Source organism: Sphingomonas sp. P4_G3 (assembly GCF_056401105.1).
On record NZ_JBFUJZ010000001.1, the window covers coordinates 799,183 to 824,975 of the forward strand.

General features: G+C 64.6%; 21 protein-coding genes. 6 read left to right on the forward strand and 15 right to left on the reverse strand.

Features of this window, described 5'->3' with window-relative positions:
• Positions 1 to 106 precede the first annotated feature (106 nt).
• On the forward strand, positions 107 to 3,115 hold the full coding sequence (locus AC1DQQ_RS03810) for a TonB-dependent receptor plug domain-containing protein (protein ID WP_478044264.1): 3,009 nt from the start codon (positions 107 to 109) through the stop codon (positions 3,113 to 3,115).
• A gap of 629 nt (positions 3,116 to 3,744) precedes the next feature.
• On the opposite strand, the gene AC1DQQ_RS03815 is transcribed toward AC1DQQ_RS03810, so the two are convergent.
• The gene (locus AC1DQQ_RS03815; protein WP_478044266.1) at positions 3,745 to 4,026 is read right to left on the reverse strand and encodes a hypothetical protein; all 282 of its coding nucleotides are present in this window, start codon (positions 4,024 to 4,026) and stop codon (positions 3,745 to 3,747) included.
• Between the two features lie 13 nt (positions 4,027 to 4,039).
• Here AC1DQQ_RS03815 and AC1DQQ_RS03820 point away from each other — a divergent pair, with 13 nt between their 5' ends.
• Complete coding sequence (locus AC1DQQ_RS03820; protein WP_478044268.1) at positions 4,040 to 4,258, forward strand: helix-turn-helix transcriptional regulator; 219 nt, start codon at positions 4,040 to 4,042, stop codon at positions 4,256 to 4,258.
• 64 nt (positions 4,259 to 4,322) lie between these two features.
• Here AC1DQQ_RS03820 and AC1DQQ_RS03825 read toward each other — a convergent pair whose 3' ends face one another.
• The 12 genes from AC1DQQ_RS03825 to AC1DQQ_RS03880 all read right to left on the reverse strand — a co-directional run bounded on the left by AC1DQQ_RS03825 (position 4,323) and on the right by AC1DQQ_RS03880 (position 17,705).
• A complete protein-coding gene (locus AC1DQQ_RS03825; RefSeq protein ID WP_478044270.1) occupies positions 4,323 to 4,928 on the reverse strand; it encodes a hypothetical protein in 606 nt (201 codons plus the stop codon).
• A gap of 124 nt (positions 4,929 to 5,052) precedes the next feature.
• Positions 5,053 to 6,036 (reverse strand): sterol desaturase family protein, encoded by a 984-nt coding sequence (locus AC1DQQ_RS03830; RefSeq protein WP_478040505.1) that lies wholly within the window; start codon positions 6,034 to 6,036, stop codon positions 5,053 to 5,055.
• 62 nt (positions 6,037 to 6,098) lie between these two features.
• Positions 6,099 to 7,070 (reverse strand): biotin synthase BioB, encoded by a 972-nt coding sequence (bioB, locus tag AC1DQQ_RS03835; protein ID WP_478040613.1) that lies wholly within the window; start codon positions 7,068 to 7,070, stop codon positions 6,099 to 6,101.
• 178 nt (positions 7,071 to 7,248) lie between these two features.
• Entirely contained in the window at positions 7,249 to 7,590 is a 342-nt protein-coding gene (locus AC1DQQ_RS03840) for a 2Fe-2S iron-sulfur cluster-binding protein (RefSeq protein ID WP_478040506.1), read from the reverse strand.
• 122 nt (positions 7,591 to 7,712) lie between these two features.
• Positions 7,713 to 9,464 carry an allophanate hydrolase gene (gene atzF / locus AC1DQQ_RS03845; RefSeq protein ID WP_478028537.1) on the reverse strand — a complete coding sequence of 584 codons (1,752 nt, stop codon included), beginning with the start codon at positions 9,462 to 9,464 and terminating at the stop codon, positions 7,713 to 7,715.
• Positions 9,461 to 13,060 (reverse strand): urea carboxylase, encoded by a 3,600-nt coding sequence (gene uca / locus AC1DQQ_RS03850; protein ID WP_478044272.1) that lies wholly within the window; start codon positions 13,058 to 13,060, stop codon positions 9,461 to 9,463. Before uca ends, atzF begins: the two co-directional genes overlap by 4 nt.
• Entirely contained in the window at positions 13,057 to 13,692 is a 636-nt protein-coding gene (locus AC1DQQ_RS03855) for an urea amidolyase associated protein UAAP2 (RefSeq protein ID WP_478028540.1), read from the reverse strand. The genes uca and AC1DQQ_RS03855 overlap by 4 nt, the downstream gene beginning before the upstream one ends.
• Complete coding sequence (locus AC1DQQ_RS03860; RefSeq protein ID WP_478028542.1) at positions 13,692 to 14,513, reverse strand: urea amidolyase associated protein UAAP1; 822 nt, start codon at positions 14,511 to 14,513, stop codon at positions 13,692 to 13,694. Before AC1DQQ_RS03860 ends, AC1DQQ_RS03855 begins: the two co-directional genes overlap by 1 nt.
• Complete coding sequence (locus AC1DQQ_RS03865) at positions 14,510 to 14,953, reverse strand: CopG family ribbon-helix-helix protein (RefSeq protein ID WP_478029014.1); 444 nt, start codon at positions 14,951 to 14,953, stop codon at positions 14,510 to 14,512. Before AC1DQQ_RS03865 ends, AC1DQQ_RS03860 begins: the two co-directional genes overlap by 4 nt.
• A 43-nt stretch (positions 14,954 to 14,996) precedes the next feature.
• Positions 14,997 to 15,794, reverse strand: a complete 798-nt coding sequence (locus tag AC1DQQ_RS03870) for an ATP-binding cassette domain-containing protein (RefSeq protein ID WP_478028543.1) — start codon at positions 15,792 to 15,794, stop codon at positions 14,997 to 14,999.
• Complete coding sequence (locus AC1DQQ_RS03875) at positions 15,791 to 16,606, reverse strand: ABC transporter permease (protein WP_478028544.1); 816 nt, start codon at positions 16,604 to 16,606, stop codon at positions 15,791 to 15,793. Before AC1DQQ_RS03875 ends, AC1DQQ_RS03870 begins: the two co-directional genes overlap by 4 nt.
• 13 nt (positions 16,607 to 16,619) lie before the next feature.
• Positions 16,620 to 17,705, reverse strand: coding sequence for a putative urea ABC transporter substrate-binding protein (locus AC1DQQ_RS03880; RefSeq protein ID WP_478028545.1), 1,086 nt, complete (start codon positions 17,703 to 17,705; stop codon positions 16,620 to 16,622).
• Between the two features lie 236 nt (positions 17,706 to 17,941).
• On the opposite strand from AC1DQQ_RS03880, the gene AC1DQQ_RS03885 reads away from it, so the two are divergent.
• From AC1DQQ_RS03885 to AC1DQQ_RS03895, 3 genes are read left to right on the forward strand one after another with little or no spacing between them, the layout of a single operon-like run.
• On the forward strand, positions 17,942 to 19,501 hold the full coding sequence (locus tag AC1DQQ_RS03885; protein ID WP_478044274.1) for an ATP-binding response regulator: 1,560 nt from the start codon (positions 17,942 to 17,944) through the stop codon (positions 19,499 to 19,501).
• On the forward strand, positions 19,491 to 20,417 hold the full coding sequence (locus AC1DQQ_RS03890; protein WP_478040507.1) for a response regulator: 927 nt from the start codon (positions 19,491 to 19,493) through the stop codon (positions 20,415 to 20,417). Before AC1DQQ_RS03885 ends, AC1DQQ_RS03890 begins: the two co-directional genes overlap by 11 nt.
• A gap of 57 nt (positions 20,418 to 20,474) precedes the next feature.
• Positions 20,475 to 22,010: a tetratricopeptide repeat-containing sulfotransferase family protein gene (locus AC1DQQ_RS03895; protein WP_478040508.1), complete on the forward strand. Its 1,536-nt coding sequence runs from the start codon at positions 20,475 to 20,477 to the stop codon at positions 22,008 to 22,010.
• A 66-nt stretch (positions 22,011 to 22,076) separates the two neighbouring features.
• Here the strand turns inward: AC1DQQ_RS03895 and AC1DQQ_RS03900 are convergent, their stop codons facing one another.
• The gene (locus AC1DQQ_RS03900; protein WP_478040509.1) at positions 22,077 to 22,406 is read right to left on the reverse strand and encodes a UrcA family protein; all 330 of its coding nucleotides are present in this window, start codon (positions 22,404 to 22,406) and stop codon (positions 22,077 to 22,079) included.
• Positions 22,407 to 22,518: 112 nt separating this feature from the next.
• The gene (locus tag AC1DQQ_RS03905) at positions 22,519 to 22,854 is read right to left on the reverse strand and encodes a hypothetical protein (RefSeq protein WP_478040510.1); all 336 of its coding nucleotides are present in this window, start codon (positions 22,852 to 22,854) and stop codon (positions 22,519 to 22,521) included.
• Positions 22,855 to 23,144: 290 nt separating this feature from the next.
• Here AC1DQQ_RS03905 and AC1DQQ_RS03910 point away from each other — a divergent pair, with 290 nt between their 5' ends.
• Positions 23,145 to 25,580, forward strand: coding sequence for a TonB-dependent receptor (locus AC1DQQ_RS03910; protein WP_478040511.1), 2,436 nt, complete (start codon positions 23,145 to 23,147; stop codon positions 25,578 to 25,580).
• The last annotated feature ends 213 nt before the right edge of the window (positions 25,581 to 25,793 follow it).

Here is a 25,793-nt window from a genome sequence, read left to right on the forward strand (position 1 = left end):
TTTGGTCGTAGATGATCGGCGCGCCGCCTTTCTGTAGTTAGCGCTAACTGAGATCGTTGCCCCGTCCCTCGGCCGGCGCGCTGCGACATAGGAAGGGGAGAAGAATATGGTCATAGTCAGCAGCTGCAGCGACTCGGCGTCGACCGCCCGCCGCGGAACGTTCGCCAGCCTGATCGCGCTGGCGGCCGCGCTGGCCGCGGTCCCCGGCGCGGCCCATGCGCAGGACAGTGCCGCCGCGGCGCCCGATCAACCCGCCAAATCGCAACCGGCTCCCGACGCTCCGGCCGCCCCCTCTTCCGGTCCGGGCGATATCATCGTCACCGGCTCGCGCATCACCACCAACGGCTTCAATGCGCCGACCCCGACGACCGTGATCGGCGAGGACCAGATCCTCAAGAACGCGCAGCCAAACATCTTCAACACCATCGCCCAATTGCCGTCGCTGCAAGGATCGACGGGCGCGGCGACCGGCACGTTCAGCACGTCGAGCGGGCAGCAGGGGTTGAGCTCTTTCTCGCTCCGCGGGCTCGGCGCGATCCGCACGCTGACCCTGTTGGACGGGCAACGCGTCGGCGGCGCCAACGTCACCGGCGTCCCCGATATCAGCCTGTTTCCGCAACTGCTCATCAAGCGGGTCGACGTCGTGACCGGCGGCGCGTCGGCGTCCTACGGTTCGGACGCGGTCGGTGGCGTCGTCAACTTCATCACCGACACGCGGTTCGTCGGTTTCAAGGCGAACGTGCAGGGCGGCATCACCAATTATGGCGACGACAAACAGGGTCTCGTCCAGGCGGCCTACGGTACGAAGTTGCTCAACGACCGCCTGCACCTGATCGTCAGCGGCGAATATGATCACGAAGATGGTGTCGGGGCGGGCGATTTCGGAACCGATCTCGCCGGCAGCCGCGACTGGTATCGCGCCAGCACCTTGGTCAATACCGGGCAGACCAACAACGGCCTGCCGCAATATCTCTATCGCGATTATGCCCAGCCTTACCAATATGCCCTGTATGGCCTGATCAACAACGGCCCGTTGCAGGGGATCGCGTTCGATCGGAACGGTGCGCCGTTCAACTTCAACTACGGGTCGGGCGGCCAGCCTACTGGCACCGGCGCCGTCACCGGCTGTTATCCCGGCAACAGTTTCTGCGTCGGCGGCGATTTGTCGGGAGCGCCGGGTAGCGGTGCGTCGCTCAAATCGTCGCTCGAGCGCATCAACGGCTTCGGCCGGATCGGCTACGACTTCGCCCCCGACAACGAGATTTACGCGACCGTCGACGTGGGTGTGGTGAAGACCAGCAACCAGCCGAGCCCCGGATATGGCCGCCCGAGCTTGACCGTTCAATGCGCCAACCCGTTCGTGCCGCAATTGGTGAAGGATCGCTGCGCCACCGCCGGGATTACGCAGTTCAGCTTCGGGACCAGCAACGGATCCTTCCCGGATCCCAAAGTCTATACCGACCGGCGCCAGTACCGCTTCGTCGGCGGGGCCAAGGGGAAATTCGACGTCCTCGGATCCAGCTGGTCCTACGATAGCTATTACCAGCATTCCATTACCATTTCGAACATCAAGGTTCACGACATCGTTCTGCAGAATCGCTACGCCGCCGCGGCCAACGCGATCACGCTCAACGGTGCGATCGTCTGCGCGGATCCAGCGGCGCGCGCGCTCGGTTGCCAGCCGATCAACGTGTTCGGCGGCGCGGCGCCGTCCTCGGCGGCACTCGCTTATGTCACGCCGGTCAACGGACCGTTTCAGCACACCAGGCTGACTCAGGATGTGGTCAGCGTGAACTTCTCCGGTGAGCCGCTCAAATTATGGGCGGGTCCGCTGTCGGTCGCCTTCGGTGGAGAATATCGTCGCGAATTCTATCGCGTGAACGCCGATCCCTATGGCGCCGGCGTTTCCAGCATCAGCCCGAACAGTCCCGCATATCCGGCCGATCCGCTGCTCAATTCGCAGCTAGGCAGCAGCTGGGCGGCCGGCAACTATAAGAACGGCCACGGCAAATACGACGTCTACGAAGGATTTCTCGAACTCGATCTGCCGCTGTTCGACAGCAAGGCGATCGGCCGGGCCAATCTCAACGCCTCAGGCCGCGGAACGCATTACAGCACGTCGGGTACCGTCTGGGCGTGGAAGATCGGCGGCACCTGGACCACCCCGCTCGACGGCATCCGGCTGCGCGCGGTGACCTCGCGCGACGTGCGCGCGCCCAATTTGTCGGAACTGTTCGCGGCGCCGACGATCACGACCTTGCCGAATTTCACCGATCCGTTTCGCAACGTTGCGGTACAGGCTTTCCAGAACACGGTCGGCAACCCCAATCTCAAGCCAGAAATCGCCCGCAACACCGAACTCGGCATCGTGCTGTCGCGCCCGTCCTGGCTACCTGGGCTCAGCCTGTCGTTCGACTATTACAATATCAACCTGAAAGGCGTGGTCTCTACCCTGACGCCGCAGCAGATCGTCAATTTCTGCTTCTCCGGCAACCAGGCTTTCTGTGGCGGGTTCGTCCTCAACAGCCCCGTGCAGGGCGGCAATTTCATTAATGTTCAGCCGTTCAACCTCGCTTCATGGAAAACCAGTGGTTTCGATATCGAGGCGAGCTACCAATGGAAGCACCCACTAGGCCTGCCGGGCAACTTCACGGTTCGGGCATTGGGCACGCACGTCACCAAGTTCTTGGTCGATGCGGGTATTGCCGGCGTGGCCGTGGTCGATCAGGCCGGCGCCAACTCGGGTAATACGCCCTATTGGAAATGGCTGGCTGTCCAGAGCTATTCAAATGATGCGTTCAGCCTCGACGTGCAGGAGCGCTGGTTCTCCGACGGCGTGTTTGGCCACCAGTACGTCGTCTGCACGACGGGGTGTCCCGTCTCCACCGCGAACAACCCCACGATCGACTACAACAAGATGAAGGGCGCCTTCTATATCGACATCGGCGGCTCGGTGAACATCGGCAAGAAGGCGACCCTGTATTTCAAGGTCGACAATGTGTTCGACCACGACCCGGCGCCGTCGCCACAGACCAATACTGGGCTCGACGTGAATCCGGCGCTCTACGACACGCTCGGCCGCATCTACAGGGTCGGGGTGCGGGCGCGCTTCTAGAAGGGCGGGTGAGGGGCTCCGCTAATCTCGGTCGGGCCCCGGAGCGGGCCGGAAGATCGGTGGCCGGCAACCGATCTTGTGCCTCTGCAGAAAATGATCGTGGCAGCAAAGGCGGATTATGCGTGCCCTATCACGCGCCTCGCGCTCCGCTTGCTGGCGCTCATCTGGGCGGACATGCTGAGCGCAGGTCTGCCCAAACCAGAAGGACTCGCCCTGCGCCCGGCAAATCCCACCGGGTTGCACTCCCGGCGGTTCAGGCCTGTGCCGGTGAACCGTGACTTCCGGTTCCCGGTCCGGCGGCGCGGAGCATATTCGATATAGCACGAACAGGAGCGGCGTTCCGGCCTAAGGTCGCGTTGCCGCTCAAGTTTGATCCGGGAGTGGCCGACGGGACGAGCTATCCGTGCAGGATGGGCTTGTCGCCGAACGGACGATTGATAATCGCCAGCACTTCGGTTGCGACGAACACACGGTTACGGGCGTAGCCGGTCTTCTCCTGAAGGCGCCCACTTGCTCGAGTTGTTCGATCGCGGTGAGTGCCGCCCGGGATCGAGACGTGCCGCGAGCCTTTTGGCAGTCACCACCGGGTAGCTGGCAAGCAGCTCAAGTGCGCGCAAGGCTGCCGAATGCTAACGAAAGCGGCGGCGCGCCCGCCATGCCTGGGCGAGTGACCGAAGAGCGTCGCGTGTGACCATTAGTTCGTCGACCGACCCGGTGATCGCGTCGGCCAGAAAAGCGACGGCCGCAGCCCAGTCCAGTTGCTGCTGCGCGGCTTTGAGTGATGCATAATATTCGGATTTATGCGCTTCAATATATTGCGAGAGGTAGAGCGGGAGTGCCCCGAACTGGTCGGCGAGGGATACACCTCGGCCGAGATCGAAGGGCTGCTGGGTATATCGAACGCCGGTCAAACTGCCGCCGGAAATGAGCGGTTCCGATCATCCTGACCGCTTGCTCAAGCTCGACGAGGTCAAACGCCGGGTCGAGCTTGGGAAGTCGATGATTTATCGCCTCATTCAGGAAGGGAAGTTCCCGTCGCCTTACAAGGTTTCTCCCTTCGCGTCGCGATGGAGCGACCGCGAGATCGTAGCGTGGGTCGACGACGTGAAGGACGGATTCGAGGGCAAGAAGCGCAAGGTCTAGCGGATCAGGAATCGCGGGCCGAGGGGAGAAGGCGTGACTGCCGGGCGACGACGTGGGTCGGGGGCTATGTGCCCAGCAATCTCTTTTTGAACTGCGCCTTGATCAGCCTGTCTTCGAGAATTCGCCCAGCGAGATAGAGAAAGGCGAAGATCGCCGCAAAGACATAGGCGGGCGTCGGCGAGGGTTTCTTGTTCTTGCCTTCGGCCTTGTCCGCGCCATCCTTTTTAGGCTTTTCGGGTGCGGGTGCGCCCAGGGCTTTGTCGATCGGGTTCATCGGCAGCACCTGCGCGTCTTTTTTTGCGGACTTTGCGGCGTCGGTTGAGGGTTTCTGGTGCTTGACCACGACGATGGTGAACTGAGCGATGCCCAGAAATAGCAGCGGCGCCAGAAAGCAGAACAGCAACGCCCGGCTGGTCAGATGATAGCGCAGCACGGCGCCGGCCGCCCCTCGTTCAATCCGTAGGATGCCACCATCGAAAACCGACATCTTGTCCTGGGCTGCCTGGTCCTTCTTGCGGAACGTCAGCGTGTCGCTGGTCCGTTCGTGGCTGGTCCCGGTCTGGCGGAACAGGGAATCGAGCCTGTCAAAGGCTTGACTGCCCGATTGCCCGGGAGCGAGCGCCAGGCTGCCCCTGATGTGCCAGATCCAGTCGATGAAACGCAGGTTCACGTGATGATCTCCATCGGGGAGAGCTTTTCCATACCGTCTCGGAGCAAGGCTCAACCCGGGCCGCTCATGGCGGCTCGGGCGTGACGAACGGGTAGCGGGAGGTTGTGCGGGCGGAGCAATGTCATCACTCGGCGGGCACCACGGCCGCCGGCCGGCCGAATCGTTCCTTGAGCGTCTTCCAGCCCTCGGTGAAGGGATGGGTCATCTGCTCGCGGATCGACATGCGGCGGCCGCCTTCCATCCCGAGCAGTTCCGCTTCGCCGTCCACGCACGTGCCGAACATGCGGTCGATGAAGATGTAGACACCGGAATAATTGCTGCGGGTGGCTTCGAAGTCCTGCGAATGGTGCAGGCTGTGATGTTCGGTGGTGTTGAACAGGAAGCGCCACCAACGCGGCGTGTTGAAGCGAACATTGATGTGCTGATAGGTCCCGACCGCCAGGCCGATGGCCCCGGCGAGGAGAGCGGCCCGCGGCAGGAAATCGAAGAATCCGCCGATCCCAAGGCCGATCAGGAACAGCTCGACGGGGTTGCCGACCGCGCCCTTGTTGATGTTCAACTGGGTGATGTAGTGATGCACCGAATGGGGCAGCCAGAGCGGGTACCAATTATGCATCCCGCGATGCATCCAATATTGTCCGAAATCGAAGATGAATGAGATCAGGAAGGCCTGCACCAGCAGCGGCAGTCCCGTGAACCACTTGAGTTTGTCCCAGTTGAAAGAATGCTGGACGGCTTCGATCATGGCGCCGTCGCCGATGTAGCTGTCGACAATGCGGAGCAGCGTATAGCCGAGCGAGACATAGAACAGGTCGGTGACCAGTTCCTTCCAGGTGAGGCGCCAGCTCTCGTAGCGCGGGTTCACCCATTCCAGCCCCAGCAGCAGCGCCTTGAAGCCGATGCCGATGCCGACGGCGGTTGATGCCTTGGCGATGGAATTCGGTGCGTAATACCAGAACGCGATCAGCGCGAAGAGCATCGTGGGCTGGAACCAGGTGAAGATGAACTGCTTCACCGGGCCGCCTTCCACCCTGGGGATGTTCTCCCAGCCCACGGTTACCGGCGCCTGTGCTCCGATCACCCTTTTGCCGACGCGAATTCCGTCCATCTTGTCCCCGCGATCCCGAGTGTCGACTCTGGATATCCGGAACCCCGCTGCGGCGGCATACGTCATCGGACGTATACGCTCGTCTCCGTCGATGGCTGGCTCGGCAGCTGTGCCGATGAGATGCCGAGTTTGGCGAACAATGCGGCATCGCGATCGTCGCCGGCGTTGCCGGTGGTGAGCAGCTTCTCGCCGGTGAAGATCGAATTGGCACCCGCAAGGAAGCACAGGGCCTGCGCCGCCTCGCTCATGCTCTCGCGTCCCGCCGACAGCCGCACCATGCTGCCCGGCATGGTGATCCGCGCGACCGCCACGGTGCGGACGAACTCGATGTCGTCGATCCTGGCGAGGGGCGTGTCCGCCAGCATGTCGCCGAGCACCGTGCCCTTGACCGGCACCAGTGCATTGATCGGCACGCTCTCGGGATGGACCGGCAGGCTGGCGAGCGCATGGATGAAGCCGACGCGGTCGGCGCGCGTCTCGCCCATCCCGACGATCCCGCCGCAGCACACGTTGATCCCCGCGCCGCGGACATTCTCGAGCGTCTCGATCCGGTCCTCGAAGCTGCGCGTTGAGATGACGTTGGCGTAATTCTCCGGCGAGGTGTCGATATTGTGGTTGTAATAATCAAGCCCTGCCTCCCCCAGCGCCTTCGCCTGATCCGGCGTCAGCATGCCGAGCGTCATGCAGGTTTCCATCCCCATCTCGCGCACGCCCTTCACCATCTCTGCGAGCGCGGGGATGTCCTTGTCCTTCGGATTGCGCCACGCCGCGCCCATGCAGAAGCGCGACGAGCCATTGTCCTTGGCCTGCGCGGCGGCCTGGAGCACGGCGCGGACGTCCATCAGCTTAGTCGCCTTGAGCCCGGTCTCATGGCTCGATGACTGCGAGCAATAGCCGCAATCCTCCGGGCAGCCGCCGGTCTTGATCGAGAGGAGCGTCGACAGCTGCACCTCGTTCGCCGCGTGATGCGCGCGATGCACCTCGGCGGCGCGGAACACGAGGTCGGTGAAGGGGAGATCGAACAACGCGGCGATCTCGTCGCGGGTGAACGTCTTCTCCCCTCCCGCTTGCGGGAGGGGCTGGGGGAGGACCTGTTGGTTAGTAGAGGACCACACGCCCTCCCCTAGCCCCTCCCGCAAGCGGGAGGGGGACTCTGTGGTCGTATCGTTCATGTCCTTCTCTCGCTCCCGGGCGGCAGTCATCGAGATGCGCTCATTCCTGCGGTGCGATCGTCAGCCTGATGCCGCTCAGTGCCGCCGACGCCGGGATCTGGCAGGACAAGCGCGAACCGGCCGAGCGATGCGCCGAGCTTTCCAGCAAATCATCTTCGTCCTGCGACATCGCGGGCAGCATCGCGGCGAAGGCCAGATCGACATGAACGTGGCAGCTCGCGCAGGAGCAGCAGCCACCGCAGAACGCCGGAATGTCATCGATCCCGGACGAGCGGATGATCTCCATCAGCGAATTGCCGATCGCACCCTCGATCAGGCGGGTCTCGCCCACCAGGTCCAGGACATGCAGTTGGATCGTCGTTCCCAGGGCGGCTTCGGTCATGCTCGTTTCACTCCGTGCATAGGGCGCGCGCTTCGGCCGGGAGCGCCACCGGTTGATCATTGTGGTCGTTTTGGATGTGTCCCCACGCTGCGCCGCCTGGCGCCGCATCGTCCGGACGGGGTCTATCGCTGGAGATAGCGCCGCCATCCGCCAAGCGAGGTGATGTCCTCGGCATTGACGGTCGCGCGCGGCTCCGCGACGAAACCCTTGACCAGGCTACCGTCCTCCAGCGTCACGGTGCCGATCGCGAGGGGAGGCGGAACCTCGGCGACGAAGCTGCCGAACGCCGCCATGTCGAGCTCGTAGATCTCGATCGCGATCGGGGCGCCGTCGCCGCTGTGGACCAGCGCCGGCTTGGGCGGCACGCTGTCCGCCATGGCGTAAAGCCGGTAGACGGGGGCGGTCCTGGCTTCACCAACGAAGCGTGCGTCACGGGAGGTCAGTTGCCAGTGCAATGGCATGTCCTTCAGATGCGCACCGACAACGGCCAGTTTTACGGTCTCCATGTGTCCCTCCAGGTCGAGCGGCGGCAGGTGCGCCGGCGCGGGGAAAAGTGTCTTCGCCAGGTCGATCAGGCTGCGGTCGCTGCCGGCGGGTCCCATCAGCGTGACGCCGAAGCCGACGCCGCTGTGATATTGACCCGTCGGGACCGCGATCGCGGCCATGTCGAGCAGATTGACGAAGTTGGTATAGGCGCCGAGGCTCGCGTTGAGCGCGATCGGTGCGGCGAGCATCTCGGCCACGCGATAGCTGGTCGGGGCGGTCGGCAAGGCGAGCAGATCGATTGTCGCCCACATCTCCTCCGCTGCCCGGGCGAGGTCGGCAAGACGGTAGCTTGCCGCGAAGGCATCGACCGCGCTGTAGGTATGGCCTTCCTCGACGATGCTGCGAACAACCGGATGGATCGCCTCCGGGTCGTCGCGAAGCAAATCCTGAAGCGCCGCGGTCCGCTCGGCGATCCAGGGGCCATTATACAACAGCCGGGCCGCCTCGTTGAGCGGAGTCATGTCGATCTCGACCAGCTCGGCATCGAGGCTGGCCAGTGCCGCGTCATAGAGGAAACCGGAGTCGATATCGCCGAACCAGGGGCGCTGGTCGACGCGCGGCACGCCGATCCGGCGATGCGCGCGCGGCGCGTCGTCGAGCGACCGCGAGAAACTGTCCTCGCGATCGAAGCCGGCGACGATGGCATCGACAAGTCCGGCCTCCGCCACCGTCCCGGCAAAGACCGTGATGCAATCGAGTGTCCGGCAGGCGGGGACGAGCCCGCGGCTGCTCCACCGTCCGCGCGTCGGCTTGAAGCCGATCAGGTGATTGAAGGCGGCCGGAACGCGGCCCGATCCCGCCGTGTCGGTGCCGAGCGCGAAGGCGACCAGCCCACCTGCCACCGCGACCGCTGAGCCCGAACTCGATCCCCCGCTCACCCAGGCCCGGTTATAGGCGTTGCGCGGAATGCCATAGGGGCTGCGGGTACCGTTGAGACCGGTGGCGAACTGGTCGAGGTTGGTCTTGCCGACGGGGATCGCCCCGGCGGCGACCAGCCGCTCTACCGCGGTCGCCGACCGCGACGGTACGTAGGAGAAAGCCGGGCATCCGGCGGTCGTAGCGAGACCAGCGACGTCGATATTGTCCTTCACCGCGAACGGCACGCCGGCAAGCGGCAGCGCGTCGCCGTCGGCGACCCGTTGGTCGACCGCGGCGGCGGCGGCGCGGAGCGCGGCGCCATCGAAGCGGGATATCCAGACCGCGGGCTGGACTGCGTCATAAAAGTCGAGGCGCCGGATGACCTCGTCCATCACGTCGGCGGCCGAGCGGCGACGCGACTGTACGTCGGCTGCAATGGCTTCGACGGACAGGCGGTCGAGCGCGGTCACGATCGGATCAGCGCCAGCATCGGCGCGCCGGGCGTAACGCTCTGCCGCTCGACGACATAGAGGGCCGCGACTGTCCCGGCGGCGGGACTGGTGAGCGGGAATTCGGTCTTCATCGCCTCCATCACCGCGATCGTCTCGCCGGCCGCGACCAGGTCGCCGGGTGCTTTCATCAACTTCCAGACGCTGCCGCCAAAGGGGGCCTCGACCAGCTCCGCGCCTTCGGGAAGCGTGATGGCGTCGGCGGGTTTGTCGTCGACTTCCTCGCTCAGGCTGGCGACGCGATCGAACTCGCCGCGCCGCTCCCATTCGGCACGCTCGGCAGCGAAGGCGGCGTTGCGGCTGGTTTCGAATGCGGTGATCGACTCGGCATTCTCGGCGAGAAAGGCGCGATAGTCGGCGAGGCGGAATTCGGTCTCCTCGATCTCGATCGTGCGGCGACCGAGCGGGAAGTCACGGCGCCACTCAGTGAGTTCGTCGTGGCTCACGGGGAAGAACCGGATCTGGTCGAAGAAGCGTAGCAACCAGGGCTTGCCTTCGGTGAAGGCGCCGCCTTGCCGATAGGTGTTCCACACCTGGATGGTGCGGCCGAACAGCTGATAGCCGCCCGGGCCCTCCATCCCATAGATGCACATATAGGCGCCGCCGATGCCGACGACATTGGGTGGCGTCCAGGTGCGCGCCGGGTTGTATTTGGTCGTGACCAGCCGATGCCGCGGATCGATCGGTGTCGCCACCGGCGCGCCCAGATAGACGTCGCCGAGTCCGTAGACGAGGTAGCGCGCATCGAAAACGGTGCGATAGACGTCATCCGCGCTCGCCAGCCCATTGGCGCGACGGATGAACTCGATATTGTCCGGACACCACGGCGCGTCGTCGCGCACCACGGCCATGTAGCGCTCGATCGTCTGATGAATGGCGGGATCATCCCAGCTCAACGGGAGATGCACGATGCGCGAGGGGATCGCGAAGTCGTCGAGCTCGCCGAGCTGTTCCTCTATCGCCATCAGTCGATCGAGAAGCTTGTCCTCCTTGATGCGGATGCCGTCGAGATGGACCTGGAAGGAACGGATGCCGGGGACGATGTCGAGGATGCCGGGCAGCTCCAGCGCGGCAAGCGCCGTCGTGGCCGCATGAACCCGCAACCGCAGCTCGAGATCCAGCGTGATCGGCCCATATTCGACGAGCAGATTGCGGTCGCCCTGGCGGCGATACAGGATACGCGGGCGACGACCCTGCGGCGGGATCTCGGCCAGGATCGCCTCCGATCCGCTGCCTGCGGTCGTCGTGACGGGGCGAGCGGGGCGCCCCTCGATCCATTCCTCTTCGGCCGCACTCGCCGCATCCGCATCGGCGAGGCTGACAGCCACGAACCGGATCCGGTCGCCCGGCGCGAGCTGGCCGACTTTCCAGAGATCGGCCGCGATCACCACGAACGGGCAGACGAACCCGCCGAGCGAGGGGCCGTCAGGGCCGAGAATGATCGGCATGTCGCCGGTAAAGTCGAGCGAGCCGATCGCATAGGGATTGTCGTGGATGTTGGACGGATGGAGCCCGGCCTCGCCACCGTCCTGGCGCGCCCAATGGGGTTTTGGCCCGACCAGCCTGACGCCGGTACGGTTGCTGTTGTAATGGACACGCCAGTCGGCCGTCAGGATCGTCTCGATATCCTCGGGGGCGAAGAAATCGGGCGCGCCATGCGGACCGTAGAGCACGCGGATCGTCCAGTCCGGACCGAAGGCCGGCTGCGCGATCACCCGTGGTCCGGGGATTACCGCGGGCGGGTGCGGTGCCAGGTGGAGCGTGTCGCCCGCGAGCAACCTGCGGCCGCCATGTCCGCCGAATTCCCCCAGGTCGAAGGTGCTGACGCTGCCGAGATAGGCGGGAATGTCGAGGCCGCCGGCGAACAGAATGTAGCCGCGCATGCCGCCACCATGGACGCGGCCAAGCGCCAGCAGCTGGTCCTTGTCGACCGTGATGGCCTGGTTGCGTGGCACCGGCCTGCCATCGAGCGTGGCCTCGAACTCGGCCCCGGTCAGGCAGATACGTGTCGGTGTGTTGAACTGGAGCGTTGGGCCCGTCACCGTCACCTCGAGCCCGGCCGCCGCCGCATCGTTCCCGAGCAGCGCGTTGCCCAGCCGGAAGGCGCGGGCGTCCATCGGTCCGGACGGCGGCACGCCGACATCCCACAGCCCGATCCGCCCCGGAAAGTCCTGCACGGCCGTGAGCGTGCCGGCCGCACGCACCGAGATACTGCGCGGCTGATGCACGACCCGCTCGAGCGAGCGCGTGGAGACGTCGCCCGAGGTGAAATCGTCGGCGCGCGCGACATCGCGTAGCCACCGCAAGTTCGTCTCGATGCCGGCCAGGCGCGTCGCGTCGAGCGCTGCCTGCATCGCCGTGACCGCGGCGTCGCGATCCTCCCCGCGCACGATCAGCTTGGCGATCATCGGGTCGTAAAAGGGCGAGACCTTGGCGCCGCTCTCGACCCAGGTCTCGATCCGCGCGTCGTCCGGGAAGGCGACGTCGGTGAGCGAACCCGCGGCGGGCCGGAAGTCGAGCGCCGGATCCTCGGCATAGAGCCGCGCCTGGATCGACCAGCCACGCGGACGCGGCACAGGCGCGTCGAGAAAGCCGTAATCGCCGGCTGCACCGCGCACCATCCACTGGACGAGGTCGATGCCGGTCACTTCCTCGGTGACGCCATGCTCGACCTGCAGCCGCGTATTCACTTCCAGGAAGAACCAGTCCTGCCGCTCGGCATCGTAGAGGAACTCGACGGTCCCGGCCGAGCGATAGCGGGCGGCCGCGCCCAATCGCACTGCCGCGTCGGTCAGCGCGGCGCGGACATGGTCGGGAAGGTTGGGGGCAGGGGCCTCCTCGATCACTTTCTGGTTGCGGCGCTGGAGCGAGCAGTCGCGTTCGCCGAGCGCGACGACGCGCCCCGTTCCATCACCGAAAATCTGCACCTCGACATGCCGGGCGCGGGGCACGAAGCGCTCGAGGAACAGACCGGCGTCGCCGAAATTGCCCGCGCCAAGCCGCGCCACCGCGGCATAGCCGTCGCGCACGGCGGCAGGATCGGCGCAGACGCGCATGCCGATGCCGCCACCGCCGGCGGTTGCCTTGAGCATGACCGGGTAGCCGATCCGCGCGGCGGCTTCGATCGCCGCCTCCGCATCCGCCAGCAGCCCGGTGCCGGGCGCCAGCGGCACCCCCTCGGCCTCGGCGAGCGCGCGGGCGCTGTGCTTCAGCCCGAAGGCGCGAATATTGTCCGGCTTCGGCCCGATGAAGACGATGCCGGCGGCGGCACAGGCTTCGGCAAAGTCGGCATTCTCCGACAGGAAGCCGTAGCCGGGGTGGATCGCGTCGGCGCCGGTTTCGCGGGCGGCGGCAAGAATGCGCGCGGTATCGAGATAACTTTCCGCGGCCGGGCCAGGGCCGATCCGTATGGCGATGTCGGCTTCGGCGACATGCCGCGACGCCTCGTCGGCGTCGGAGAACACCGCGACCGAGCGAATGCCCATGGTGCGCAGCGTGCGGATGATCCGGCAAGCGATCGCCCCGCGATTGGCGATCAGGACCGTGCCGAAGTTCATGCCGTCACGATCATGCGGACGGGCGTGGGATTGAAGCCGTTGCAGGGATTGTTGATCTGCGGACAGTTCGAAACGACGACGGTCACGTCCATCTCGGCCCGCAGGTCGACGGAAAGGCCCGGTGCCGAAATGCCGTCGACGATGCCGAGCGCACCGTCCGCTTCGACGGGCACGTTCATGAAGAAATTGACGTTCGAGACCATGTCGCGCTTGCCGCGGCCGTCGCGCAGATTGGCTTCGAGGAAATTGTCGACGCAGCTATGCTGCGCCTTGGTGTGATGGCCGTAGCGCAGGCTGTTGGACTCGATCGAGCAGGCGCCGCCGATCGTATCATGATACTCGACCGATGTGCCGGTGATCGTCATCATCGGCCGGCCTTCGTTGGACAGCAGGACGCTGCCGGTGCGCAGGAAGATGTTCGCCTGCGCCGCCACCGTGTCCTGCGCGCTGTAGCGCTCGGCGTCGTCGTCGGTCGCATAGAGCAGGAAATCGACCGCCTGATTGCCTTCGAGGTCGATGATACGGAGCGTTTTCCCGGCCTTCACGCGATGCATCCAGGGAGCGCGGGCAGCCACGATCTCGTCGTGGACGATCTGGCCGGTAAGGCCAGCGACATGCGGATCATTTTCCATCAGCGGCGATACAGATCTTCGGTGTTGAGAAAGGCGCGCCGCCGCTCGGGCGTCGCGGTGCGGATCGGATCGTCGGCAGCGGCTACCGCACCGCGCCAGGCAGTGGCGCGCAGTGGCGTGACGCTCCACGGCCGTCCGTCGAGAACATGCGGGCAATTGGCGATGACCAGGATCAGGTCCATCTCCGCGCGCAGGACGAGCGCGCGGCCCGGTGTGAAGGGGCCGAGCTCCGGCACGATCGCGCCGTCCGCGGCGATCCGCACGCCTTTGAACAGATTGATGCAGGGATGGACGTCGCGCCGGCCCAGCCCATGTTTCGCGGCGCCGAGCAGCAGCCGGTCGCGCGCATTGGGATGCGCGCCCGAATTGCGGCCGTCGCCATAATGGCGCTGGTTCGACGCTTCGCTGGAAGCGCCGCAAAAGGCATCGTGGGTGCCGGCATCGTCCTGTTCGATACTGGCAAGGACGCGGCCCATGTCGGACAGCAACAGGCTACCCGTCGACGGATAGGCGTCCCATTGCACCTTGACGGTGTCGGCGATGTTGAGCCGCTCGGTCGGCGTGGCGGCGTTGAACAGCAGCAACGACGCGCAGGCATCGCCTTCGAGATCGATCAGCCGCAGGCGCGTGCCCCGTGCGAGCGCTCGGGAGGCATAGCCGCCGCCCGCGATCGTCTCTTCCCACAGCAGGTCGTCGGACGAGATGCCCGCCGGCAGGTCGTCGGCCTGGGGCGGCAGGATCGGCATCGCCTCGACGACGATGCCGTCCATGGCACGGGCATGGGCGCGCGCGGCGTTGGGATCGGCAAGTGTTGCGCTCATGCCGCCTTGTCCCCTGCCTGAAGCGCGCCACGCTCCTGCTCGTGAAGCGGAGGCAGCAGTGCCGTGGTGGTGAAGAGCCGGAGCTGCTGCACGCCGCGTACCTTGCGCAGCGCATCGCACAGATCGCGCAGCCGGACGGCCGGGCCCTGTACCAGCAGCACCTCGAGCGACTGGTCGTCCTCGAGGAAGACGTGCTGCGAGGAGATCACTTCCTTGAGATATTCGGCCTGGGTTTGCGCGAGTTGATGGCGAACGCGCCCCATGTCGCCGCGATAGACCAGGGTGATCGTGCCGGCGAGCATGTCCTCCGGCCGCACGGTAGCGCCATGCTGGGCAAGCTCGTTGCGGATCAACTCCGCGATCAGCTGGGAACGCGATGGCAGGCCGCGCTCTTCCACCATCAGGTCAAGCTGGCGGGAGAGCTCGGCGGGTAGGCTCATGCTGAGCCGGGCCAGGCTGGAGGGGGTGGGGTCCTTCACGGAATTATCCCTCTTCATTATTACTGATTCTGTCAATCGTAATAATTGACACCGATACGTCGGGCGTGTCCAGCGGCAGTTTGTTCGTCAGTGGCAGGTCGTAGACCGCAGTCGCGCCGAAGCGGTGCGGTGCGTGCGGATCGATGCGTCGCTTGTCGAATGCCAGCACGCGTGTGCCCAGTTTGAAGGCCTCGATGATGTCATGCGTCACCATCAGGACGGTGAGCCCATGCTCCTCCCACAGCCGCAGGATGAGCCGGTGCATGTCCTGCCGGATGCCGGGATCGAGCGCGCCGAACGGCTCGTCGAGCAGCAGCACGCGCGGCCGCGCGATCAGTGCCTGGGCGATCGCCAGGCGTTGCTGCATGCCGCCGGAAAGCTGGGACGGATACAGATGGAGCGAATCGCCGAGACCCACTTCGATCAGCATCGCTTCGGCTTCCTCGGCCGCGCGCCGCCGGGCGGCACCGAACAGACGCGCGGTGAACGGCGCCTTGGTGCATTCCCGAGCAAACATCACGTTGCGCAGCGCATTCATGTGCGGGAACACCGAGTAGCGCTGAAAGACCACGCCGCGATCGGGTCCGCATTCGGGGGTGAGTAGCTTCCCGTCGAGCAGGATGTGGCCACGGCTCGGGGATTCCTGGCCCAGCGCAAGGCGCAGGAAACTGCTCTTGCCCGCGCCGGACGGCCCGACGATCGAGACGAAGCAGCGCTCGGCGATGCTGAGAGTCACGCGCTCGAGCACGATCTTGTCGCCATATTCGAGCCAGACATTGTCGAAAGCGAGGAGGTCGCTCATCGCTGATCCTGATGCGCCCAGGCGAAGGCGCGACGGCTCAGTTGCATGAGTGCAATATCCATCGCGATCGCGAGCAGCGAAATCCAGGCGACATAGGGGATGATGACGTCCATCGAAAGGTAGCGACGGACCAGGAAGATCCGGTAGCCGAGCCCGATGTCGGATGCGATCGCCTCGGCCGAGATAAGATAGACCCAGGCCGGCCCCAGCGACAGGCGAAGTCCGGCGATCAGGCGTGGGAGCGCTTGCGGCAGGGCGACACGCAGCGCGAGCTGCCAGCTACTCGCGCCCAGGGTCTGCGCCTTGACCAACTGCTCCTGCGGGAGGGCCGCGACATGGTCGGCGAGGTCGCGGATCAGGAAGGGAGCGACGCCGATCACGATCAGCGCGACCTTCGCCGTCTCGCCGAGCCCGAAGGCGATAAAGAGGACCGGCAGGAGTGCGATTGGCGGGATTACCGCAATGGTCGTGACGAAGGCGCCGAAGGTCGCGCGTGCCGCCGGCAGGACGCCCAGCACCATGCCGACGAGCAGCGCCGAGAGCGCGCAGATGCCGAGCCCGAGACAGAGCCGCTCGAGGCTCGCGGCGGTGTCCGCCCAGAAGATGATCCGACCGCTCAGCGGATCGGCATCGAACAACAGACCGCGCATCGCCTCCGCCATCGCCGCAGGCGTGGGCAGCACCTTGTCCGAGGCATTGGCCGCGTGACGGGTAGCGGACGCAATCAGATAGGCGACCAGGGCCACCAGCAGCGGCAAGGTTCCGAGTAAGACCGCGCTGCGTCGGTTCGGCTTGACGTTCACCCAGCGCATGGCTGCGATCTCTTCAGAGCTTGCCCGCCGCGGCCTGTTCCATATAGCTCGGATCGAAGCGCAGCTTCACGTTGTTCGGATTGCCGAGCGTCTTTCCGCCCGGCAGGCTGATGCCGACAGCGTCGGCCGATTTGGCGCCGGTGCCGAACAGGCCCTTGGCAAAGCTGAAGTCGCGCACCTTGATCATCGTGCTGGCGAGCGCAGGCGATTTGAGGGCGGCCACGGCATTTTGCGGCGTATTGTAGAGATGAGTGGTGACGAGCTGGGCATCGAACGCCTGCGGGGTCGATCCGGCCATCTTTGCCATCTCGGCGCGGGCGGCGGCGCCCGTGGCATCCTTGCGCTGCATTAGGGTGATCGTCTCGTACCAGATGCCGGCCAGTGCCTTGCCGAGATTGGGATTGGCCTTGAGCGTGGCGGTGTCGACCGCCAGCAGGTCGAGGATCTCGGCCGGCACCTGATGCGAATCGAACACCAGTTTCGCGTTCGGGACCTTGGTCAGCTCGGTGAGCTGCGGGTTCCAGGTGACTGCGGCGGTGGCGTTGGGATTGGCGAAGGCGCCGACAATGTCCGCGTCGGACGTGTTCACGGTCTTCACGTCGGAAAGCTGAAGCCCGGCCGTCGAGAGCGCGCGGGCCAGCAGATAATGCGAAACCGACAGTTCGACGAGATAGACGGTGCGGCCCTTGATGTCGGCAATGCTCGATGCATTCTTCAGAACGATTCCGTCATTACCGTCCGAATAATCGCCCAGGATGATCGCACTCGTATCCTTGCCGCCGGCGGCGGGAATGGTGAGCGCGTCCATATTGGTGACGGTGACGCCGTCGAGCTTGCCGGCGTTGAACTGGTTGACCGACTCGACATAGTCGTTGACCTGCACGAAGTCGATTTTGACGCCGTATTTGTCGGCCCACTTCTTCACGATGCCGGCTTTCTGGGCATAGGGCCACGGCATCCAGCCGGCATAGATCGACCAGCCGATCGAAAAGTCATGCCGCGGCGCAGCATCTTTTTGTGCACCGCCACTGCAAGAGGTGGTCAGAAGCATGGCTGCGGTCGCCATCGTCAAAAGCGTTTTTGACATCCAGTTCGCCATGTTCTTCCCCTTGTTTCGCGCCCTGCGCTCGGAAACCGGTGAGCGCATTCTGCAACCGATATTACGTTTGCGCAATCCGGTAATAAAATATATATCGAGTCCATGGGACGTGTCACCTCATTTTGCTATGCTGCAATGCGTCATTTATCCACTATCCCAGAGGGCCTTGCGGGCCGGCCGGCTCTCGATATCCAGTCGAGAGCCCAACGGCGACGGCGCTGGGTATAGGCGGCACGATGACGAACGCGTTCCGAGGGATGATATTGAGTGCGGCGGTGGTCGTCGCCGGTCTGATCGGGACAGTGTTCATCCTGGCGCGCAAGGCGCGCAGCAACGCGCGGCAGGAGCGTCTGCGGCAGACGCAGATTCTGCAGGACGAGATCGCCGCCCATCGGCTGACGCATGACGAACTCGCGCGCGCGAAGGAGGCCGCGGAGGCCGCCAATGCCGCCAAGACCCGCTACCTCGTCGCGGTAAGTCACGAAATCCGTTCGCCGCTCAATGCCATCTATGGCTATGCCCAGTTGCTCGAGCGCGAAGACGGCATCCCGCCAGTTGAAGCAGGCAGCGTAATCCGACGCTCCGCGGAGCATCTCACCAACCTCGTCGAAGGTCTGCTGGACATTTCGCGGATCGAGAGCGGTCTGCTCAAGCTGCGGCAGGATGTCGTTCGCCTGCCCGCGCTGCTCGATCATGTCGTCGACATGTTCCGGATGCAGGCGGCGGCCAAGGGACTTACGCTCGACTATGAAGTCGAAGGCCGGTTGCCGCCGTTCGTCCGCACCGACGAGAAACGGCTGCGGCAGATCCTCATCAACCTGCTGTCCAACGCCATCAAATATACCGACAAGGGCGGCGCGACGCTGACGATTCGGTATCGCAGTCAAATGGCGCAGGTCGATGTCACCGACACCGGCATCGGAATCGCGCCCGAGGATCTCGACAGGATTTTCGAGCCGTTCGAGCGCGGCGGGTCGCTCGACGCGGCGATGCAGCCGGGGATCGGCCTCGGCCTCGCCATTACCCGTGTGCTCGCGAGGATCCTCGGCGGGGAAGTGACGGTGACGAGCGAAGTCGGCCGCGGCAGCAGCTTTCGACTCCAATTATTATTGCCCGAACCGATGGTCGCGCCGACGGGCGCGCCGGCGTATGATCGCGTGACCGGCTATAATGGAGATCGCAAGACGATCCTGGTCATTGACGATAATCCCTCCCAACTCACCGTCGTGCAGCATTTGCTGCGCCCGCTGGACTTCGTCGTCTTCGCGGCGACCGGAGGAGCCGAGGGACTGGCTCTGGCCGAGCGTTGCACGCCGGATCTGGTGTTGCTCGACATCCAGATGCCGGGCTGCAGCGGATGGGACATCGCGGCGCAGTTGCGCGCGACTTTTGGCGAGGCGCTGCGGATCGTCATGGTTTCGGCCAACGCCCATGAATATCGTGCTGGCGGCGATGGCCAGAGCCATCACGACGCCTTCCTGTCCAAACCGGTCGCTCTCGATGCGCTGCTGGATATGATCGGTCGGCAGCTCGGGATCGATTGGATCGCTGCCGGCGACCGCCAGGCCGGGCGCGAGGCGAGTCGATCGATCGGCTCGCTTCCCCCGGCGGCGGAGCCCTATCTCGTGACCCTGCGGCGCCACGTCAAAACTGGCCATGTTCGCGCGATCGAAACGCTCCTGACCGACCTGGAAGCCGAGGTGCCGGACAGCGCCGAGGCGGTTGCCGAGATGCGACGACATCTGGACGATTTCGATCTGCGCGGGCTTGCCCGGAGGCTCGGCAATGGCGACTAGTCCGGGAAGCGGAACGCGCGCGACCATCCTTGTCGTCGACGACACGCCCGAATCGCTGCGCTTTCTGACCGCGACGCTCGAACAGGCCGGCATGACCGTATTGATTGCGGTCGACGGGCTCGCCGCGCTTGAGCTGCTCGAACATGTCACGCCCGATCTGGTGCTGATGGATGCCGTAATGCCCGGTCTGGATGGCTTCAAGACCACGCGCCGGATCAAGGCGGACAGCCGTTTCCATCATTTGCCGGTGATCTTCATGACCGGGCTGACCGAGACCGAGCATGTCGTGCACGGGCTGGAGGCGGGCGGGGTCGACTATGTCCACAAGCCGATCGTGGTCGACGAATTGCTGGCGCGCGTATCGGTGCACCTGGCCAATGCCCGCGTCGCACAGGGCAGCCAGCTCGCGCTCGACACCGCCGGGCGACCGTCCTTCGCGATCGACGATGCCGGCGCGACCATCTGGCTGACGCCGTTGGCCACCGCGATGATCGAGCGGTTGTTCGCCGGCTGGGCGCCGCGCGACGGCCGTTTGCCGGAACAACTTGCCGCGACAGTCAGGCATCTCCAGCAAGCCGACGTGCCGCCCGGGGCCCAGGCATCGATCAAGATCGATGAGACGACGGTGGAATGCACGTTCCTGCGCCAGAGCAGCGCCGACCAATGGCTGTTCCGGCTGACCGAGCGGCGCGAAGGGGACGCCGAGCGCCTGCTTGCCGAGCGTCATGGCCTGACCTCGCGCGAGGCAGAGGTTCTGGTCTGGATCAGCCGCGGCAAGCAGAATCGCGAGATCAGCGAAATCCTGCACATCAGCCCGCGTACCGTGAACAAGCATCTGGAGCAGGTCTTCGAGAAAATGGGCGTCGAGAATCGTGCTTCCGCCACCGCAATCGCGGTCAGCACGCTGTCGCAATAGGTCATGACCGGAGCGCCGCAGAGGATGGGAGAACCCCTGAGCGCTGCGGGGCGTGCCATGCTCGAGCGTGGTGATTTCGCCGGCGCGCGCCGCCTGGCGGCGGTCCGCCTGGCCGATCCATCCGGTCAGGCGGAAGCCTATTTCCTGCTCGGCATCGCCGATGCCGAGACCGGTCGGGTGCAGGATGGCATTCGGCAGATCGAACAGGCGGTCGCGATCGCGCCGCACGGTGAATATCGCGCCCAGCTCGCGCGTCTCTATGCGCTGGTCCGCCGTGATGGCGATGCCGCGGCCACGCTTCGCGCGGCCGAGGCGGCGCCTCCCGCGGATGCCCTCGGGCGCGACACAATGGCGTGCGTCTACGCGCGCCTGGGCGATCACCATGCGGCGCTTCCGCATTTCGTCGCCGCGGTCGATCTCGCGCCGGAAAACGACCAGTTCCGGTACAATCACGCGGCCACGCTAAGCTTCCTCGGCCGGACCGACGAAGCCGAAGCGGTGCTCGAACTGATCCTCGGCCGCGCGCCGCACGACGCGAGGGCCCATCATCTGTTGGCCGGGCTGCGGAAACAGACTCCCGCCCGCAACCATGTCGAGCGGCTTCGCACCGCGCATGGTCGCTCCCCGCCGGGACGCGATCGTCTGCTGACGGGCTATGCGCTGGTCAAGGAGCTCGAGGATATCGGTCGCGCGGAAGAAGCGCTCGAACACCTTGTGGCGATCAACACCGCGCATCGCGCCGCGCTCGCTTATGATTTCGCGAGCGACGCCGCGATCTTCGATGCGGTCGAAACGGCGTGGCCGCGTGTCATGCGGGCGCCGGACGGGGAGGGCGCTACCGACGCGCCGATCCTCGTGATCGGCATGCCCCGCACCGGCACGACGCTGGTCGATCGCATCCTTGCATCGCATCCCGGGGTCGAGAGCGTCGGCGAACTTCAGGCCATGCCGCTCGCCGTCAAGGCGGCGTCGCGAACGCGCAGCCGCACCGTTCTCGATCCAGAGACGGTCCTGGCGGCGGCGGTAGGGGACACGGGCGCGATGGGCCGCGACTATCTGGCCCGCGCGGCGCATCACCGGCGGATGCCGGCGCGGCGCTTCGTCGATAAGTTCCCGGGCAATTTCTTCTATGCGGGGATCGCTGCCCGCGCACTGCCGAACGCGGCGATCGTCTGCCTGCGGCGAAACCCGATGGATACCGTGCTGGCCAACTTCCGTAATTTGTTCGCCATCGGATCGCGTTACTATGACTATAGTTACGATCTTCTCGACATCGCCGCTTATTATGCGCGGTTCGATCGACTGATGGCGTTCTGGCGCGAGGTTTTGCCAGGCCGCATCCTCGAGCTCAGCTACGAAGCGCTGGTCGAGGATCAGGAAGGGGAGACTCGCCGGCTATTGGCCCATTGCGGGCTCGACTGGTCCGACCAATGCCTGAATTTTCACGCCCATTCCGGTGCGGTGTCGACACCGAGCGCCGCGCAGGTCCGTCGTCCGATCTATCGGGATTCGGTGGCGCGGTGGCGGCAACATGCTGCCGCGCTGGCGCCCGCGCGCGCCTGGCTGGAGGCGCAAGGGATCGCCATCGACTGATCCGTTCGCCGGCGATCGGGCTGGCGCCTGCCACCAGGCGCCGCGCCCGATTTGGCCGGGATTGCCTCAGCGCATCGCTAGCTGATCTGCCTTGGCAATGCTGGTGACCGCCGTCGCGGCGGTGATACGCGAGCGAATGTCGGCGATCACGTCCGCGTGGCAGGCACGCGCCTGGGCGCCGAGGGCGAGATGGATGGAGCTCATCCCTTCGCCGCAAACAATATTTGCCACCTTGTCCATCCGGATCGCGAGACGTTGCTGGCCTTCGACGCTGGCGAGATCGAGCCCACGCAAATCGAGCACTGCGCTATCCGCCGAAAAGGGATTGTCACGGGGCGCCGCAAAGGCCGGCGCGGCAACCATGAGCGCGGCGAGCGCCGCAATGCCGATCTTCATCATCATCTCCTGCGTCTGTTCTGCCCGGCGCTCTTCGGCGATCAGGTGTCGGTCAATTAGTGCCGGCCGACAGTTATTTCAAGTATAATGACGAGTATTACTAAATAGAAGATCAGTATGCGCTCACTATCAACGTGGCGAGTTCGATCCGCTTGCCGAGCGCACCCGGTGGCGGCGTGACAACTTCGGTGCTTTCGTCGCCGGTCCGTGCGTCGGCCAGGGTCACCATCAGCGTGCCGTCATGGGCGCTTGCCCAGTCGCGTGCCGTCGCCAGCGGCATTGTCGCGCGCCAGGAGCGGTTGCCCTCGACTACCAGGGGATGGCCCGAGACCCGGACCGCCACCGCGGCATGGGGACGACGGCCGGAGATGCGGAGGCAGGTCGCATCGCCGCAATGGACCAGGCGAGCCTTTGGTGCGGCGATTGCGGTCCCCGGAGTCGCACTCATGGCGAGGCCCAGGAAGAAGCAGAGGGGCCGCGATGCGGGCCTTGATACGGGCCGAGCCCGAGCGGGAGCAACCATCACGCCCGGATACGGCCCCTTGCTGCGCCGCAACATGGGCAGTTTGACGTAGGGCGTACGCCTTGCGGATCGGCTTACGTCAAACACCCCATGTCACAGGAATGTTATTATCGTTTAGCTGATTCGTAATACGCGAAGACTCGGAGAAGTCGACGCGCGGAGAGGGTGTGAGAGGAGGCGCTCGGGATCACATAAAACCCAAAGGGGGGTAGAAGATGGGACGACTTTCTCGCACGGGTTTGCTTTGCGCAACCGCGCTCGTGAGCGTTGCGGGCACGCCTGCGCTGGCGCAGGAAGCGCCCGCCTCGGGGCAGGATGCTTCTTCCGGTTCCACTCCCGACACGCCGAACGAGATCGTGGTCACGGGCAGCCGCCGGCGGACCACACTCCAGGATGCCCCGATCAACATCAGCGCGGTATCCGGCGCGACAATCGAGAACCAACGGCTCGACGACATCCGCGCGCTCGGCAACTTCACGCCTGGCGTCACGATAGCGGATACCGGCCCAGCCTCGACGGGCCAGATCATCCTGCGCGGCATTGCCTCCGGCGACACCAGCGTCGATGGCGCCAATTCCAACAATGCGGTCGGCGTCTATCTCGGCGAGGTTCCGCTCTATCTGGACTTCAAGCTGATCGACATCAGCCGGGTGGAAGTCCTGCAAGGGCCGCAAGGCACGCTCTATGGCCTCGGCACGCTCGCGGGCGCGGTGCGCTATATTCCCAATCGGCCCGATACGGATCGCTTCTCGGTCGACCTGCATGGCCGCGGCTATGCCGAATCGCATTCGGATGATTTCGGCGGCAGCGGCGATATCGCCGTCAACGTCCCGATCCTGAAGGACCATGTCGCGTTCCGGACCTCGACCGGTTATTACAGCAATGCCGGCTTCATCGATTACAATTATCTGCTGCAGCAACCGGGCGTCTCCGATCCCCAGCCGGTTCGTGCGTCGGGCGGATCGACCGGTTCCCTTGGCGGCACGGCGGACTATGCGGCCAATTTCAAGCGCGCCGAAGATGTGAACTATGAGCGCACGTTCACCACGCGCAACCAACTGCTGCTCGAATATAATCCCAATATCAGGGCCTATTTCACCTATGCCCATCAGAGCACCAAGACCGGCGGGCGCCAGGCCAACGGCGCCGGTGTGCTCGGAACGGGGAAATATGAGGGCCCTTGGCGCTATCTCGAGCCGTTCGTGCGCAAGTCGGACCTCTTCTCGGCCGAGGTCTACATCAATCTCTTCAATGTCGCGCAGCTTGTCAGCACGACAGCCTATACGAAGCAGCACATCCGCAACACGGACGACAATACCGATCTCCTGCTCGATCTGAACTACGGTTACGAAGCATTCCCGCAGTTTTCGTCCTACGCGAACAACGAACGGGAATATAAGCAGTTCGATCAGGAAGTGCGGCTCGTCTCGACCCATGGCGGCCCGATAAACTGGGTCATCGGTGGGTTCTACAACCGCCTGGAATTTGAGTCCCACCGGCACGAATACACGCCCGGTTTCGCGCAATGGTCCGGATATTGGGGCGTCAATCGTCCAGACAATCTCGAGTATATCTCGCAGGTGAACAGCAAGGACATCGAGAAGGCGGTTTATGGCGAGCTCACGCTGCACGTGACCAAGAAGTGGCAAGTGACAGGCGGGATTCGCTACTTCAAATATGATTCGGATGTCGCCGGCGGGTCGGCCTTGCCGCTTCTCGGCAGCGGCGTTGATCCTTATCCTTCGACGACGATCCTCCCGAAGCGGATCCGAACCGGATCGACTGGCAAGGACGGCATCGTCTGGAAGGCGAACACCTCGTACAAGTTCAGCGACGATCTGCTGGCCTATTTCACTTATTCGACCGGCTATCGCATCGGCGGCGTCAACCGGGTGGTGCCCTGCATCCTGCCGCTGCCGCCAGGCCAGAATCTATGCGCTTTGCCCAATGAGCTGGTCTATGGGCCGGACAAGACGCGCAACATCGAGCTCGGCGTGCGCGCCAGCCTGTTCGACAAGCGGCTCCAGCTGACGCTCGATGGCTATCGTATCGACTGGAAAGGTGTGCAGGTGCCGAGCCAGACGGTGAACGGCGCGATCGGGATCACGGTGAATGGCGCCAACGCCATCTCCCAGGGCTTCGATGTCCAGGGCGCGCTCAAGATCACCCCGAACCTCAACCTGATCGCCACTTATTCCTATGTCGATGCGCACCTGACCGAAGACGTCTCTGGGCTCGTGGTCAGCCAAGGCGTCCGCTACGACGCCTTCTCGGGAGACAGGCTGCCCGGATCGGCCAAGAATTCGGGCAGCGCCCAGCTTACCTACACCTATCCGCTCGGCGACGGGCGCAAGGTCGAGGCGACCTGGGCCACCATCTATCGCGGCGATATCTATTCGCGCGTCGGGCTTCGCGGCAACGGCGAGAAAATCCCGAGCTACGTCACTCATAGCCTGACGGTGAATTACATCAGCAAGCGCTTCGAGGTGGGTCTGTTCGCGGACAATATCTTCGACAAATATGCGGTGACCGCGATCAGCAATGACGTCTCGTCCTACAATCAGGTCCGCACCGATGTGGTCGAGCGCTATTACGCCCTCGGCGTGCTGACGCCCCGTCGCGTCGGCGTCGATTTGCGTATTCATTATTGAGCGAGAGGGGCCAGACTGTGCCTCTCCACAGCAAGCCGACGGCGCCGGTAAGGACCAGGCTGGCGCCGTCGCCGCAGGCGCGAGCCTACGTCATTCGGCCACCTGCGGCGTCGAGGCCATCATCTTACCGTGCGGGCATGCAGGGCAGGCATGGCTGATCGTGAACACTTGCGGGCCATCGGACCGGATGCCCGCGAGACCCGAAGACCTCCT

Bases quoted from the DNA above. Each gene is read 5' to 3' on its own strand.
- AC1DQQ_RS03810 (WP_478044264.1), top strand. From the start codon at position 107: ATGGTCATAGTCAGCAGCTGCAGCGACTCGGCGTCGACCGCCCGCCGC.
- AC1DQQ_RS03820 (WP_478044268.1), top strand. From the start codon at position 4,040: ATGAGCGGTTCCGATCATCCTGACCGCTTGCTCAAGCTCGACGAGGTC.
- AC1DQQ_RS03830 (WP_478040505.1), bottom strand. From the start codon at position 6,036: ATGGACGGAATTCGCGTCGGCAAAAGGGTGATCGGAGCACAGGCGCCG.
- AC1DQQ_RS03840 (WP_478040506.1), bottom strand. From the start codon at position 7,590: ATGACCGAAGCCGCCCTGGGAACGACGATCCAACTGCATGTCCTGGAC.
- uca (WP_478044272.1), bottom strand. From the start codon at position 13,060: ATGAACTTCGGCACGGTCCTGATCGCCAATCGCGGGGCGATCGCTTGC.
- AC1DQQ_RS03855 (WP_478028540.1), bottom strand. From the start codon at position 13,692: ATGGAAAATGATCCGCATGTCGCTGGCCTTACCGGCCAGATCGTCCAC.
- AC1DQQ_RS03860 (WP_478028542.1), bottom strand. From the start codon at position 14,513: ATGAGCGCAACACTTGCCGATCCCAACGCCGCGCGCGCCCATGCCCGT.
- AC1DQQ_RS03865 (WP_478029014.1), bottom strand. From the start codon at position 14,953: ATGAGCCTACCCGCCGAGCTCTCCCGCCAGCTTGACCTGATGGTGGAA.
- AC1DQQ_RS03870 (WP_478028543.1), bottom strand. From the start codon at position 15,794: ATGAGCGACCTCCTCGCTTTCGACAATGTCTGGCTCGAATATGGCGAC.
- AC1DQQ_RS03875 (WP_478028544.1), bottom strand. From the start codon at position 16,606: ATGCGCTGGGTGAACGTCAAGCCGAACCGACGCAGCGCGGTCTTACTC.
- AC1DQQ_RS03880 (WP_478028545.1), bottom strand. From the start codon at position 17,705: ATGGCGAACTGGATGTCAAAAACGCTTTTGACGATGGCGACCGCAGCC.
- AC1DQQ_RS03885 (WP_478044274.1), top strand. From the start codon at position 17,942: ATGACGAACGCGTTCCGAGGGATGATATTGAGTGCGGCGGTGGTCGTC.
- AC1DQQ_RS03890 (WP_478040507.1), top strand. From the start codon at position 19,491: ATGGCGACTAGTCCGGGAAGCGGAACGCGCGCGACCATCCTTGTCGTC.
- AC1DQQ_RS03895 (WP_478040508.1), top strand. From the start codon at position 20,475: ATGCTCGAGCGTGGTGATTTCGCCGGCGCGCGCCGCCTGGCGGCGGTC.
- AC1DQQ_RS03900 (WP_478040509.1), bottom strand. From the start codon at position 22,406: ATGAAGATCGGCATTGCGGCGCTCGCCGCGCTCATGGTTGCCGCGCCG.
- AC1DQQ_RS03905 (WP_478040510.1), bottom strand. From the start codon at position 22,854: ATGAGTGCGACTCCGGGGACCGCAATCGCCGCACCAAAGGCTCGCCTG.
- AC1DQQ_RS03910 (WP_478040511.1), top strand. From the start codon at position 23,145: ATGGGACGACTTTCTCGCACGGGTTTGCTTTGCGCAACCGCGCTCGTG.